Consider the following 13,960-nt stretch of genomic DNA (forward strand, 5'->3'; position numbering starts at 1 on the left):
TTAACTTTTGACTTCAAAAAGGTAAATTTTCATGTCTCAATCTAGTAGTGAAGAATTTTGGTTTAGTCCGCTTTTTCGCATAGCTGGTTATGTCTTATTGGCTTTGTCACTTTTAGATATTATTAGTATTTTTATTCCTCCAGGTTTTACCAATCCTGCGTGGGAGTTTCAAATGGCAAGCCATCTGGTTGAGCGATCGCCTGTGCCATTAATTGGATTAGTATTTCTCTTAATTGGCGAGAAAAACTTTAAAATTTTCAAGTTTTTGTCTAGAGCGGCTCTGGTAGCTGGCATATTGTTTCTATTGCTACTGCCTTTAATTGTCAGTTCTGCTTGGCGCATACACGAAGGAGGCGATCGCCAAATCGCGCAACAATCAGCACAGCTTCAAGTTATCAAGCAACAACTCAGTCAAGCTCAAACAGATCGAGAAATTACAGATACATTGTCTCGGTTTAATTTACGAATTAATGCGCCAACATCTCAAAATCCTCAGCAATTAAAAAGTCAAATTCTAGCTGGAATTGCTAAGTCTGAGCAGAAATTTCAAGCACAAGCATCACAAAATACAGCCAATAGTCTAAACTTGACAAAAAATGTCATAAAAACTGGCTTGGGAACCTTAATTGCTGGAGCTTTTTTCCTAATGGTTTGGCGCGGTACTGCCAATACAGTGAAAGGTAGTCAAACCAAAAAGCAAAAACTCAGAAATAATCTGCCACTCGTAAACGAATAACATAGTATGTTGGATAATAGTAGCGCTGCTAGCGATCGCACGAGTAATCACAGCGATATTTTGCTAGGTTCGCCTTCTAGTCGCTTCAGTGAAGCTCTCGAACCGGACAGGTCGAGCAACGTTTTTGGTAATAGCGATTCGTTCGATCGCAATACCAACGAGGAGGATATTTCTCCTATGGGTAACGATTTCCTCTACGGTGGCAATCCTTTTGCTGGTGACAACTTTTGGAATATCTTTGCTGACGGGAACAATCAGAATAGTGGCAATTTTCCCGATCCGATTGGTAGCGATTGGAATTTCAGTGGTGCAGCTACTCCGAGTCAAGTCTTAACTATTAGTAATGACGCGATCGTAGTTCCTCATAGCGATGAGTACAATAATTTATTGCTAAATGCTCCTCAAGCCCAAGCCAGTCTTGACACAAATTCAGCTTCGGTAATTTGGCTATAACCATATTAGAGGCGTTGCAGGACGTAAGTAAAAATAATCAATAAGCTGCAAATCATGACTTGCAGCTTATTGATTTTAGATCGATTAGAAAAAAATAAATAACAAATTGCTCGAAAGATTCGTCACTGACAATCATGTCTTACGAAGTATAGACTATTTTAGTATCAAATACAGTATTAATTAATCCTGTAATTGTATTCGTAGTTCAAGTGCTAACTCTTAGCAACTCAGCTTTGATAGCAAGATAAGTATTTTTTGCAAAGATAATGCGCAAAGCATTAGCAATTAATACTGATTAATTTCTGGATATATAGAATATTTTTGCCACTTAGAACTCTGTACTAGTAATTAGGAGAAGTAGCTTCATGTCCACCTCTGAGTCTAACTCTTTTGAACCAGGTAACAATGGTTCCTCGGGCGACGTAAACGATTTACTGCTACAATCGCCGTTCGGTCGCTTAAGTGAAGTCTTAGATGTTGAGGATCTTGCTAATATTTTTAGTGGTGTTGGTGATGCTGCTGATAGCAATAATGCAGAGAATCCATTTGCTAGCGACAATCCCAATTCAGAAAGCGATTTAGCTTACGGTGGTAATCCTTTTGCTGGTGATAACTTTTGGAATATATTCGCTGGTGGTGTTAATCCAGGTGAAGAGGATAATCCATTTACTAGTGCTGAAAGCCCTCTAGTTAGCGAAGACAATACTACTAGTAGCGATAATCTCGTTCCGACTCAAAACGATCTTTCCTCTACCGATTTAAATAACCTACTGCAACAGTCGCCATTTGGTCCTTTAAGCGAAGTTACAGGCGAAGAAGGTTTAACTAATATCTTTAGCGGTATTGGTAGTCCTCCTGAAGGCAGTACAGCTTCCTCTGCTGACAGCAATAATCCGCCTACAGGTAGCGAAGATAGTAACCCGTTTGCTGGAGGTGGCAATCCTTTTATCAATACTGATAACCTGAGTACGAGTGGTAGTAGCACGTACCATGACAACAACAATTCTATTACTGGTAGCGGTAATTGGATATTTGCTAATGGAGACTGGCAGCAATTAATCGATCTTAATTCTTCTAGTGAAGGCAACTCGCCTTTTGGTAGCGATACTACTCTTCAAGGTGCGATCGCATACTTCAAAGGTAACGGTTTAACCACTGATAATAACTCGTCTTCTAGCGATAGTAATAGTAACCTTGCCTTTAACAATCTACCCATACCTATTAATAATAGTGACTGGCTGACGAGTCTTGCCGATTTAGCCGATCCTGAAAGTGCGGCTAGTGCTACTAATAATAGAACTATTGGCAATGGCAACTGGCATTATGGTAGTGGTAATGAAGTTGTTGGTAACGGTAACTGGCTTTTTGCTAGTTACAACGATCTTCTCGGTAACGGCAACTGGTATTACAATAACGATAACGCTACTGTTGGTAATGGTAACTGGTATTTTGGAACTGAGAATGCAACCATTGGTAACGGTAACTGGCTTTTTGCTAATGCTAATGAAAGCATCGGTAACGGTAACTGGTACTTTGATGATGCCAACAAAACCGTTGGTAATGGCAACTGGCATTTTGGTAGTGAAAATGCAACGATTGGCAATGGTAACTGGTATTTCGGTAGTGGCAATGCAACGATTGGTAATGGCAACAGATTTAGCGGTAACGATAACTTAGTTATTGGTAATCCTTTAGCCAATGGCTTCAAGGATATTGGTGATGGGAAGCTAGTTATTGGGAATAGCGATTGGACGTTTGTTACCGATCGCAATGCCATTAGCGATGAGGTTGACAGCTTGCTAACCAGTAGTTTGGGAAATTTCTATAATAGCGATGCCGATAGCAACCAACTTAGTCAAGGTATTGACTCGCTGATCGATCGAGTCGGGAAAGATTTCTTGAGTTTACTCGGTAGTGGTTGGAATTCCGAGTCATCAACAACGACTCCAAGTATTGACATCAATGAAAGCATTTTTAGCGATCGCGAAGTCAACACCGAGCTGGATATTAGTATTAACTCTTTAGCCGAACAAATCAAACAAGATTTACTAACGTCGCTTGGTAGCGGTTCCCCTTCTGGACAAACAGAATTGACTCAAACTACCGAAGGCAACCTCTTCAATAGCGAGAATTTTCTCGCCGCTTTTAACTCCGATCTCACAAATACTAATCTTTCTTCTGTCACACTAGCAGAATAAAAGTTGAAGTTGAAGTAGATTGAGTATGACGAGTCTGGGCTGGGGTGCGAAAGTCATTTGCGTGCCAACTAATTCATAAATAGGCACTCAAAACTATTTCCCACCACCGCTCAATACTGGTATAGTCAGTGACTCGAAAATCTGCCCTTCCCCTGTTCATTTTTCACCTGTTTAAATCCATACTCAATCCAACCGCGAAGGCTATAGCGTTTCCCCAATTGTAACTGCCAAGATTTAGGTAGATTAGTCATCACAAACCAAGTCTCAAGTGGATTTGTAGTTGGGCTGTTTGTTTGACTGATTTTGTAGTAGCGGATTGGATGGGCTTTGCTAAAGACAATTTCGCGCTCTCTAGCGAGTTTCATCTGGTCGATGAGAGAGAGCTTGAACGAATGCACGCGGCTCGGTTGTAATGGACTTTCTGACCTGCTACTACTAGCACACCATGAGGACTACGAATTGCAACCAGAAAAGGAAGTTTTAAGCGAAGAAATTCGTGAATCACATCTCCACTTTCTCCATATCAGCTGTTTGCTAGTACTAGCACAAGAGCGGAATTTCCATTCCTCAAGTGCTTGTAAAATTTCCACCGCTAATTGGGGCGCGCCTTTTACATACATCACCCGGTTGCAGTCGTGAGCGTGGTTTGAATATCTTCAATTGCAATGGGTACGTGATGTGATCTACGACTGCATCAGCGTTGACCGACACAATTCCACGATCTGTTTTACCCAAGTTACCAATGTATTGCTTGGCAACAGAATCGGTAGTTTTTCCGGCTTTTTTATCGCCTGTTGCATCAATACAGGCGCTGGATTGAACGTTCTCCAACCAACTGTTCGATCGACTCTAACCGCCTGGCTCGAATCTGTTCCACCTGCCACGGGGTGCGCTGCGTCCGCACATCGCCAAACAGGTCTTGGTAGTCATTGCACTCATCATCGACGAAGCCAACAGTAGTAACGGCAGGACGTGGCTCAACCATGCTCTAGCAGTGAAAGAGAAAGTTTTACCATCTATTTTTCTCCCGCTAAGGTGACAGAAGAAAGATTAAGGATTCATCAGACAAGCAAGTAACTGTAAATTTGCTTACAAATAGTACGACACAATTACTGCTTCGATCTTTAGATATTAAACATTCGCTCTAGCAGAGATAGATCTATGGTCAGTACTGCCAGTGAGAAGTCAGCCAAGGAAAAATCAGTCGTATTTGGTGCTTGTCCCCACGACTGCCCCGATACTTGCGCGATGTTGGTGACAGTTGAAAACGGTCGCGCTACTAAGGTAGAAGGAAACCCAGACCATCCCTTTACCCGTGGTACGCTCTGCGGCAAAGTGAGCGATTATCTAGATCGAGTTTACAGTAGCGATCGCATTCTCTATCCGATGCGGCGCGTGGGTGCGAAGGGTAGCAAACAGTTCGAGCGTATTTCTTGGGATGATGCTTTAGATGAGATTGCCAGCCGCTTTGGGCAAATTATTGACGAATATGGGGCTGAGGCAATTATGCCCTGTAGCTATCTCGGACATGAAGGTTTGCTGAATGGCTTAACTGTGGGTGATGCTTTCTTCAATCGCTTGGGTGCAACTATTAGCGAACGTACCTTCTGCGCTTCCTGCACCAGTACCGCTTACATGATGACTTGCGGACTAACTCACGGTACTGACCCCGATACATTCAAGCACTCTAAATACATTATTCTTTGGGGCTGTAACGCTCTCAGCACTAACGTGCATTTATGGTCATTTATCCAAGAGGCACGTAAAAACGGGGCGAAATTAGTCTCAATTGACCCCGTGCGAACTCGTACTGCAAATCAGTCTGACTGGCATATCCCCTTGCGTCCAGGTACGGATGGGGCGTTGGCTTTGGGAATGATGCACGTTATTATTAGCGAAAATCTGATCGATGCCGAGTATGTAGAAAAGTATACTCTCGGCTACGCAGAACTGAAAGAACGAGTTGCCCAGTATCCACCAGAGAAAGTTGCCCAAATAACGGGTGTCCCCGTGTCAGATATCTTGACACTAGCAAGGGAATATGCATCTAGCCAGCCATCAGTAATCCGCTTGGGAGTGGCGCTAGAAAAACAAACAGGTGGTGGTCAGGGTGTCCGAGCTATTTGCTGTTTGCCTGCCCTAGTCGGTGCGTGGCGACATTTGGGCGGCGGATTGCTGCAAGCTCCGATGTGGCCCTTCCCCATCCGTTGGGAAGTCGTGCATCGCCCTGAATTTATTCAGCCTGGGACGCGATTAATTAACTTGTGGCAGTTAGGTGCGGCGCTAACGGGTGAACTGAGTCTCGAACCCCCAATTAAGGCGCTATTTGTTTACAACTGCAACCCCGTGACGCAATCGGCAGAGCAAGACAAGATTGTCGCTGGTTTGGCGCGGGAAGATTTATTTACAGTAGTCAGCGAACATTTTATGACTGATACTGCCGACTACGCTGATATTCTCCTGCCTGCAACGACTCAAGTTGAAAATTTAGATTTGATGTTTTCTTGGGGTCATACCTATGTAACATTAAACCAACCCGCGATCGCACCTTTGGGTGAAGCCGTCCCCAATACCGAATTATTCCGCCGTTTGGCGGCGCGGATGGGTTTTGAGGAAGAATGCTTCAAATTGACTGACGAACAACTGGCGATGGAAGTCCTCGACTGGTCGGCTCCCGTCATGCAGGATATGAGTATGGAGTCGCTGCAACAGCAAGGGTATGGCAAGTTGAAAGTCGATCTCGTTCCCCATGCTGAGGGTAATTTTCCCACACCGTCAGGGAAATGCGAGTTTCTGGCTACCGCAAAAGTAGATAGTAACTTCGTCTTGCCAGCATTTCGTCAGGGATATGAGGAATATCAACCAGGAGAACCAATCGATCCTCTACCTACCTACACGCCACAACGGGAATCAGCAGCAAGCAACCCCGAACTCGCAAAGCGGTATCCGTTGAATCTCCTCTCGGCGAAACCACACCAATTCATCAATTCCTGTTTTGCCAATTTACCCAAGCACGCCAAACTTCAAGGCGAACCGAGAGTGATTATTCATCCCGACGATGCAGCTAAGCGGGGTATAGCTGACGGTCAAGTGGTGAAGGTATTTAACGATCGCGGTTCTTTCCAAGTCCCTGCAATTGTCAGCGATATGACTCGCTCTGGGGTGGCGATCGCACCTTTGGGATATTGGCGTAAACTCAGCCTTGCCAATAATACCATCAATGCTGCTACCTCGTCTGCGTTTGCAGATATGGGTCACGCCGCCGCTGTTGGCGATGCTTTAGTTGAGGTGAATGCACTCTAGTCAGGTGCAAAGGATTTGATTTTAATGCATTTCGGGCGCTTGAGTTCAATTCTTCGCAGATCCCCCTAGCCCCCTTAAAAAGGGGGAACAAAGCCCTGCTTCACAACCAGAGAACAAAGCCCTGCTTCACAGCCAGAGAACAAAGCCCCCCTTTGTAAGGGGGGTTGGGGGGATCTTCTATGGCGTAGTCCGATCGCAATAGTAGGAGTAAAATTCGATACCAAGAACAATCTTTGCTCGTGCTAACTTGTCTCCATTTGCAGACAAGTGAATTATGTTAAATTGTCAACTGAAAAAACTCGTTTCTGGATTAGCGATCGCAGCTATTGCCGCTACTTTTTGCTTGCCAAATTCTGCCATAGCTAGCGATCGTCCAATTCGAGTCATTTTCGATCACGATGGCGCGTTTGAAGATTATTATGCCATCTTAACTCTAGCCCTTGCTTCGCAACAGAAATCTCCGCCAGTCAAACTGATTGGAATCACCACGATGGCACACGGAGAATCTTATTGTAATAATTCTGAAGGTTATCCAGAATTAAAACGAGAGCTGCTAGGCGATTTTAGTCCTGAAGCAGGATCGATTGACGGACTGACACAAAAAGTTTTAGCGATCGCTCAATATCGCGATGCAAAAATATATTCTGGTTGTGATGAAAGTGCGACAACTATTGACGTACCGAACGAGGCTGACGATTTTGGTCAACCCGTCCCTGGAACTGAATTTACTCCAGTACGGGTACAGTTGCCATTTGCAGGTAAACCAGCTTTAGAACCTTGTCTATTCCATCAAGAATTCGTGTCGTCTCCCCGCGATTTTGTCTGCTGGAACGAGTTTAATCGAACGTTTCGCGATGAAACTTTAAGGTATATTCTGCCGCAAGCTCAAGCAGCTTTAGAGCAATTTCAACTACGAGAAGTAGATCTGATCGATCCGAAAAAGAAAGCGGCTAATTATTTAGCAACTTCTATCTGTGAAGCATACAAAAAAGACGATCCACTGACAATCGCTACTGTTGGACCCGTAACTAACTTAGCAAGAGCCTATTCTTACATAGAAAAAAATCCTCGCAAGTACGGCTGTCCTAAGAAAATCAAACTTGCCGATTTGAATTCTGTTATTTCTACTATTCACATGGGTGGTGTTTTGGATGAAAATAAAGCCGATAATTTTGATGTTAATGGTAACTATCGTTTAAACGAACCATTTCCAGTTTGGACGGAAGGTAACATTTACTATCAAGATGGAGAACATGTTTTTGGTTCGCACCATTTACCATTTCCAGGAACGAATTTTGAGAATATTCAAACTGGAGAACACAAAAAAGCTTTTAATTCCCTGAATAATGCCGAAGTCAATTTTTGGATTGATGCGCCTGCGGTAGATAAAGTTCTCAATTCAGGAATTCCGGCGGATGTCGTCCCGTTAAATGCTACAAATTTCGCCCGCTTGCAAGGGTTTGCTCAACGCATTCAAGATAATCCTTCTCAGTGTAATACTGCCCCCGCACAATATATCAAAAATGTTCAATTTGCTAATTCGCCCGCTCCTGGTGTTTTCGTTTTTGATACACTATTTTTCTGGGATACTTTAACTGTAGCTAGTCTATGGAATGATTTTCTAAATTTTGAAGATTTCGCCGATTTAGAAATAACAACATTGACGAATGGAGATCCGAGTACGGTAACGGGACAATTACCAGAGGCAGAACTTTTTCGGCGAGATATTGGCAATCTTTTTGCTTTGGGAAGAGTCAAAAATCCCGTAAGGTTGAGTTTGTCGGTGAAGCCTGCTGCTGGCGATCCTGATTTTAAGACGACGATTCAAGATTTTGTCTTTGGTTTGGTTTGTACTAGCAATTGATGGTGAGTTATGCTAACTTTTTACTCTTAGAGGTTACGAAATTGATTTCCTAAAACTCTTTTATAGGGGGCTTTGTTCCCCCCTTCTCAAGGAGGGAACTAGGGAGAAGCGAGATCTAAAACTTCAAGCGCGGAACTCTAGATATTCTTACACTAACTTGTTTTGGAAAAACGAAACGGATTAAAATTCGTATTGGTATCGTAGTAATCTTCTTGCTCTTGACGCTTTAACCAATTAGTAACCATATAAGTCATAGGTGTAAATAAAATCTCAATTCCGCATTTAAACAAATAATTAGATACAATCAGCGCCCATATTACACTATTGGGAACAATTCCAAAAAAAGCAATCAAAATAAATATTGTCGTATCCAAAACTTGCCCTACTAAAGTTGAGCCAATCGTGCGAGTCCACAGCCACTTACCGCGAGTTAAGATCTTCAATTTTGCTAAAATAAAAGAATTAGAAAACTCTCCTACCCAGTAAGCTATTAAACTTGCAGCGACAATTCTCGGAGTAGAGCCTAAAATTTGATGATACGCCTCTTGATATTTCCAATCTGCTGCTGGAGGTAACGCGCCAACAAGACTAAAAGTTACAGCCATTAAAAAAGCACAGAAAAACCCCAACCAAATAACCTTTCTAGAACGAGAGTATCCGTATACTTCAGTTAAGATATCGCCAAAAATATAACTGAGTGGAAAAATTAGCGTTCCGCCATCAAAGGTAAACCATCCTAAGCTAACGATTTTAGTCGAGGTAATATTTGAGATGAGTAAAACAGTAACAAATAAAGTCGCGATCGCGTCTAGATGTTTGTAAGATTTAGACATTCGGAATGAGGGAGTGGGAGAGTGGGAGTCGGGAGTAGGGGAATCGTTATGAATCCTATCTCCTCAGTTTTGACTTCTGACTTTTGACTTTTGACTTTTGAATTATGAATCAGACGCAAGTACCAGTAGATCGATACGTTAAAGTTGATTCTATTAATACTCGTTATTGGATGATGGGAAGTGGAAATCCCGTTATTTTGTTACATGGGGGTCAAGGTTCGGTAGAGTTTTGGTTGTATAACATTGGTACTCTAGCAAAATCTCACTGCGTCTACGCACTCGATATGGTGGGTTCTGGACGTTCGGATAAGCCTCAAGCTTCCTATTCACTCACATACCAGGCTCAGTTTATCAAAGATTTTATGGATACCCTTGGGATTGAATCTGCGACTTTAATAGGCAATTCTATGGGTGGTGGTGCGGCTTTACAACTGGCTTTGCTATTTCCCCAACGGGTGAATAAGTTGGTGTTGGTAGATAGCATGGGATTTGGTAAGGAAATCGCTTTAGGTATCCGCCTAACAACTTTACCCTTGCTGATTAGGTTACTGCGTCCGTCACGCCGCCTGCTAGCGCCGATGTTAAAAAATAATTTTTTCAACCCGCAAAGCATTCCTTCTGAGTGGGTGGAACTGCGATATCCCATCTTTGCTTTACCTGGAAGAAAACCCGCACTGATGGCGATGGTTAAGACGAATTTTCACTTGTTAGGAGTGCGATCGCAAGTGTTTCGTCCAATTCTCAGTCAACTTGCTACCATTACCGTACCAACTTTAGTAATTTGGGGCAAACAAGACAGAATTATACCAGTAGCTCACGCGCATATTGCAGCTAAAACTATACCTAACGCTCATCTCCACATTTTCGATCGCTGCGGACATCATCCTCATTTAGAATATCCAGAGAAGTTTAATAATTTGGTATTGGAGTTTTTGGCTAGTGAGTATAAAAATTAATACTTGACTTATCCCTTAATTACAGAGGAAGATACTGAATTTGCCCTTCTAATTCACTCTCAGAACTACACTCTAGCAGCAAGATAATATCTTCTATAACTTTACCAACTGCTGCATCTAAACTAATTTCTATAACTCCTGGCATCGGCTGACTTGCTACCACTCTTTCATAGGCATAGCGCGTAATTGTAGCAACATCATGAGTAAGTAATATTCGGTTTTCTCGTGCTGCCCATGCCAATATAGTTGGGTCATCTTTACCCGATAAACCTACATCTTGAACGCGAATGATATCAATGTTGGAGTTACGGCGAATTAAACCCCTGATAATTGTGTTGTCGAAGTTTTCATCAGCTAAAAACTTCATTTTGAAGAACGCTCTACTCTACGGGCAAGCAATCTGTCACGTAATCCTTGCGAATCAAACCTCGATTCATTGACTTTGCGAATCTCTTGCGATTGTTTCTGCCGTTGCCGGAGATACGCTTCAACTTCTTGCTGATGGTTGAGATAAAATCCAATCGTTGCATACACATCAGCTAATTTGAGCGATGGAAAACGATAAACAATTTCTTCTGCCGTTACTCCTTGTTTGAAAACAGCAACCACAGTATCGAGAGTTACGCGAGTCTTTCCTACTCGAACCACGCCATCAGCATTAGTATCTAGTGGAGCAGTTTCAGCTACGATTGTTAACACCATAACAATTTTTACTATTACTATGTTGATTGAGGTAATCTTACTGTTTATGTTAACACAATTTTTACTAGAAACGGTCACTAACTGCTTAATAAAATTAGTTTTGACAAGTAGAGCCAAAATTTATTATATGAATCATCCCCTTCCTATTGATAAATATTTTCAAAGTCTCAATGAAGATGAATTAAGCGACATATTTTTCAACTATGCATTGCAAGCTTATATCCAGGCTTTTGGAGTAAAAGGAGTTGTAGAAGAATTAGTACTTTATTGTGAGACCATGTTTAAAGATCCATTGCCAGAAGAAACTATAGAACAACAAAAATCTTGGGAGCGCGATTATAAAAAACTCAAGAAATTAAAGCTAGAAAATTAATATACAATCAAGAATAACATAGGCTGTACTATATGCTGATACAAAAATAACTGGCTAAGTATATGAAAATTAAAGCAATAATTCACTCAGCAGAAGAGAGAGGCTACTGGGCAGAGGTTCCTGCACTTCCTGGTTGCATTACTGAAGGAGAAACAATGGAAGAAGTAATGACTAACTTGAAAGATGCTATTGAAGGTTGGCTTGAGGTTGCCAATGAAAGCCACTCTACTACGTCAACGAATTAACCTCATGCCATTCCGCCGCCTTAGCACGAATTTTTTCCAATTCTTCCCCTGGCATTCTTTCTAAATTTCGCAACATTTGACTCATACGGTGATTGTTTTTTAAACTATCGTAATGACGGGCGAGAAAATCCCAGTAGAAGAAGTTGAAAGGACAAGCTTTTTCACCCGTGCGATCGCGAGGGTTATAATAACAATTCTTACAATAATCGCTCATTTTATTGACATAATTTGCCGAGGCTGCATAAGGCTTCGATGCCATCATTCCCCCATCAGCAAACTGTCCCATGCCAATGACATTTGTTTGCATTACCCAATCATAAGCATCAATAAATGCGGCGTGAAACCAATCTTCTAATTCTTGCGGTGAAATCCCTGCAATTAAGGCAAAGTTATTTAAGATCATCAACCGCTGAATGTGGTGAGCATAGCCAATTTCTTTTACCTGCTTGAGAATCTGGTACAAACAATTCATTTGCGTATTTCCAGTCCAATAAAACTCAGGTAAGGGTTGAGCGTGATTAAACCAATTTTTTGTGGGATAATCTTCACCCATATAGATATAAATGCCGTGCATATATTCGCGCCAACCCAAAATTTGACGAATAAATCCCTCGATACTATTGAGTTCCCACTCACCCTGATTTTCGTAATATGCTTTTTCTGCGGCTTGCACGACTTCTAAAGGATGAATTAACCCCAAATTGAGGTAAGGAGACAGCATCGCGTGCCACATTGTCTGTTCTCCCGTTACCATTGCATCTTGGTAGGGTCCAAAATTAGACAAGCGAGTTTGAATGAAAAAGTCAAGAACTTGTAATGCTTGTTGACGGGTAACTCCCCAGCGAAAAGGTTGAATTTGCCAGTACTTTTGACTATCTTTAAATGCAGGTGACTGTATGACAAAATCAATTACGTCTTGAGTAATGCGATCGCATTCAAACCATAAAGCTTCCGGTAATTTTAGTTTACCTTTAGGTGGCTGGCGGTTGTCTTTGTCAAAATTCCAACGTCCGCCTGCGGGTAAATCGCCTACCATAAGAATATCAAACCGCTTTCTACCTTCTCGATAGAAATCTTCCATAATCAGGCGCTTGCGAGAACTCGCCCACTGGATAAATTCTGCATCACCCCAAATGAAACGATTATTAGGTGTAAATGTAACTTGACAAGGGAGATTTAAGCTTTCTATTAATTTAGCAAAAGGGCGATCGCTCGGTGTCATTACCCGTAATTCTGCAATCTGATTTTGTTTAATCCACTCTATTAGAGGAGTTTGAAAATCTTCAGCTTGCTTGTAAGTAACATTCCATCCTGCTTGTTTTAACTCCTCGGCAAAATGGCGCATCGCCGACCATACTAATACCAATTTTTGTAAGTGGTAGGGTAATTCTTGAGCATGGCGCAAAGATTCAATAAAAATAACTTGATGGTGTTTTTTATCGACACAACTTTGTAGTGCTGATTGTCCCATCCAAAGTTGATCGCCTAAAATCCAAATACCTATAATTTTGTCATCTGTCATTTGTCATTTGTCATTTGTGGGTAGTGAGGAGTACTAATTGGTAGTTGACTGTTGTTTTTTTCTCCCTTGTCTTCCTTGTCCCCCTTGTCTTCCTTGTCCCCTGACTGGTCACTGTTCGCTGATAACTGTTCCAGGCTACGCCAAAGATACCAGGATGCGATCGTACAATAAGGTTTCCATTGCTGTCCCAATTGTTCTACAGTTTTACGGTGGGGTAGCTCTGCCAAATTGTAGACTTTGCGCACGCCAGCTCGAATACCTAAGTCATCTATAGGTAACACATCCCATCGATGCAATCGAAAAATTAATAACATCTGCACCGTCCAACGTCCAATTCCTTTGACTTGGGTAAGCGTCTGAACGATTGTTTCGTCGTCTAATAATTCCAACTCAGCGATGGTAGGCAATCCATATAGGACTTTAGCAGCCAAATCTTTGAGGTAAACAATTTTGGGACGAGAAATACCCACTTCCCGCAAAACTTCATCTGGAGTGTTGAGGATATCTAAGGCGGAGGGAAGTTGTGCGGGAGAAATTCTCAAAAATCGCTGGTGAATCGCAGTTGCAGATTTAGTTGAAAGTTGTTGATGGATAATGGCTTTGGAGAGGGAGAAAAATAAATCTCCCGTTTGCTGGACTCGATCGAGGCGACAAGTACCAACTTGGTGAATCAGAGTAGCAAGGATAGGATCGGATTTTGTAAGTGCCGCGATCGCAACTGAATAATCCATTCTTGACCCTCAGAGCTTGCCATCTTAACATTGTATTTCTTGCC

The 13,960-nt window shown here is 42.1% G+C and carries 15 protein-coding genes; 8 read left to right on the top strand and 7 right to left on the bottom strand.

What is annotated here, in order from left to right; genetic code table 11:
- Window positions 1-31: 31 nt before the first annotated feature.
- The 3 genes from M5J74_RS16425 (at window position 32) to M5J74_RS16435 (ending at window position 3,387) form a co-directional block, all read left to right on the top strand.
- Window positions 32-736: an HpsJ family protein gene (locus M5J74_RS16425; RefSeq protein WP_015155159.1), complete on the top strand. Its 705-nt coding sequence runs from the start codon at window positions 32-34 to the stop codon at window positions 734-736.
- 6 nt (window positions 737-742) lie between these two features.
- Window positions 743-1,189: a hypothetical protein gene (locus M5J74_RS16430; RefSeq protein ID WP_106166618.1), complete on the top strand. Its 447-nt coding sequence runs from the start codon at window positions 743-745 to the stop codon at window positions 1,187-1,189.
- Window positions 1,190-1,554: 365 nt separating this feature from the next.
- Window positions 1,555-3,387 carry a hypothetical protein gene (locus M5J74_RS16435; RefSeq protein ID WP_106166617.1) on the top strand — a complete coding sequence of 611 codons (1,833 nt, stop codon included), beginning with the start codon at window positions 1,555-1,557 and terminating at the stop codon, window positions 3,385-3,387.
- A 567-nt stretch (window positions 3,388-3,954) separates the two neighbouring features.
- Here the strand turns inward: M5J74_RS16435 and M5J74_RS16440 are convergent.
- Both M5J74_RS16440 and M5J74_RS16445 read right to left on the bottom strand, forming a co-directional pair.
- Window positions 3,955-4,218 carry a transposase gene (locus M5J74_RS16440; RefSeq protein ID WP_371933970.1) on the bottom strand — a complete coding sequence of 88 codons (264 nt, stop codon included), beginning with the start codon at window positions 4,216-4,218 and terminating at the stop codon, window positions 3,955-3,957.
- Complete coding sequence (locus tag M5J74_RS16445) at window positions 4,187-4,372, bottom strand: hypothetical protein (RefSeq protein WP_106169948.1); 186 nt, start codon at window positions 4,370-4,372, stop codon at window positions 4,187-4,189. The genes M5J74_RS16440 and M5J74_RS16445 overlap by 32 nt, the downstream gene beginning before the upstream one ends.
- 176 nt (window positions 4,373-4,548) lie before the next feature.
- Here M5J74_RS16445 and M5J74_RS16450 point away from each other — a divergent pair, with 176 nt between their 5' ends.
- Both M5J74_RS16450 and M5J74_RS16455 read left to right on the top strand, forming a co-directional pair.
- Window positions 4,549-6,690 carry a molybdopterin-dependent oxidoreductase gene (locus M5J74_RS16450; protein WP_015155162.1) on the top strand — a complete coding sequence of 714 codons (2,142 nt, stop codon included), beginning with the start codon at window positions 4,549-4,551 and terminating at the stop codon, window positions 6,688-6,690.
- A 274-nt stretch (window positions 6,691-6,964) separates the two neighbouring features.
- The gene (locus M5J74_RS16455; RefSeq protein WP_250012477.1) at window positions 6,965-8,554 is read left to right on the top strand and encodes a nucleoside hydrolase; all 1,590 of its coding nucleotides are present in this window, start codon (window positions 6,965-6,967) and stop codon (window positions 8,552-8,554) included.
- Window positions 8,555-8,706: 152 nt separating this feature from the next.
- Here M5J74_RS16455 and M5J74_RS16460 read toward each other — a convergent pair whose 3' ends face one another.
- Window positions 8,707-9,387, bottom strand: a complete 681-nt coding sequence (locus tag M5J74_RS16460; protein WP_106218062.1) for a queuosine precursor transporter — start codon at window positions 9,385-9,387, stop codon at window positions 8,707-8,709.
- 104 nt (window positions 9,388-9,491) lie between these two features.
- Here M5J74_RS16460 and M5J74_RS16465 point away from each other — a divergent pair, with 104 nt between their 5' ends.
- The gene (locus M5J74_RS16465) at window positions 9,492-10,343 is read left to right on the top strand and encodes an alpha/beta fold hydrolase (RefSeq protein WP_015155165.1); all 852 of its coding nucleotides are present in this window, start codon (window positions 9,492-9,494) and stop codon (window positions 10,341-10,343) included.
- A 19-nt stretch (window positions 10,344-10,362) separates the two neighbouring features.
- Here the strand turns inward: M5J74_RS16465 and M5J74_RS16470 are convergent, their stop codons facing one another.
- Both M5J74_RS16470 and M5J74_RS16475 read right to left on the bottom strand, forming a co-directional pair.
- A complete protein-coding gene (locus M5J74_RS16470; protein ID WP_015155166.1) occupies window positions 10,363-10,710 on the bottom strand; it encodes a DUF5615 family PIN-like protein in 348 nt (115 codons plus the stop codon).
- Window positions 10,707-11,045, bottom strand: coding sequence for a DUF433 domain-containing protein (locus M5J74_RS16475; RefSeq protein WP_015155167.1), 339 nt, complete (start codon window positions 11,043-11,045; stop codon window positions 10,707-10,709). Before M5J74_RS16475 ends, M5J74_RS16470 begins: the two co-directional genes overlap by 4 nt.
- Before the next feature lie 46 nt (window positions 11,046-11,091).
- Here M5J74_RS16475 and M5J74_RS16480 point away from each other — a divergent pair, with 46 nt between their 5' ends.
- Complete coding sequence (locus M5J74_RS16480) at window positions 11,092-11,418, top strand: hypothetical protein (RefSeq protein ID WP_127022816.1); 327 nt, start codon at window positions 11,092-11,094, stop codon at window positions 11,416-11,418.
- A gap of 62 nt (window positions 11,419-11,480) precedes the next feature.
- Window positions 11,481-11,663 (top strand): type II toxin-antitoxin system HicB family antitoxin, encoded by a 183-nt coding sequence (locus M5J74_RS16485; protein ID WP_015155169.1) that lies wholly within the window; start codon window positions 11,481-11,483, stop codon window positions 11,661-11,663.
- Here M5J74_RS16485 and M5J74_RS16490 read toward each other — a convergent pair.
- On the bottom strand, window positions 11,647-13,185 hold the full coding sequence (locus tag M5J74_RS16490) for a cryptochrome/photolyase family protein (protein ID WP_250012478.1): 1,539 nt from the start codon (window positions 13,183-13,185) through the stop codon (window positions 11,647-11,649). The genes M5J74_RS16485 and M5J74_RS16490 overlap by 17 nt on opposite strands.
- Window positions 13,182-13,916, bottom strand: a complete 735-nt coding sequence (locus M5J74_RS16495; protein WP_250012480.1) for a DNA-3-methyladenine glycosylase — start codon at window positions 13,914-13,916, stop codon at window positions 13,182-13,184. Before M5J74_RS16495 ends, M5J74_RS16490 begins: the two co-directional genes overlap by 4 nt.
- Between the last annotated feature and the right edge of the window lie 44 nt (window positions 13,917-13,960).

Origin of the sequence: Chroococcidiopsis sp. CCNUC1 (assembly GCF_023546805.1) — a bacterium.
In the GTDB taxonomy this organism is placed as follows: domain Bacteria; phylum Cyanobacteriota; class Cyanobacteriia; order Cyanobacteriales; family Chroococcidiopsidaceae; genus Chroococcidiopsis; species Chroococcidiopsis thermalis.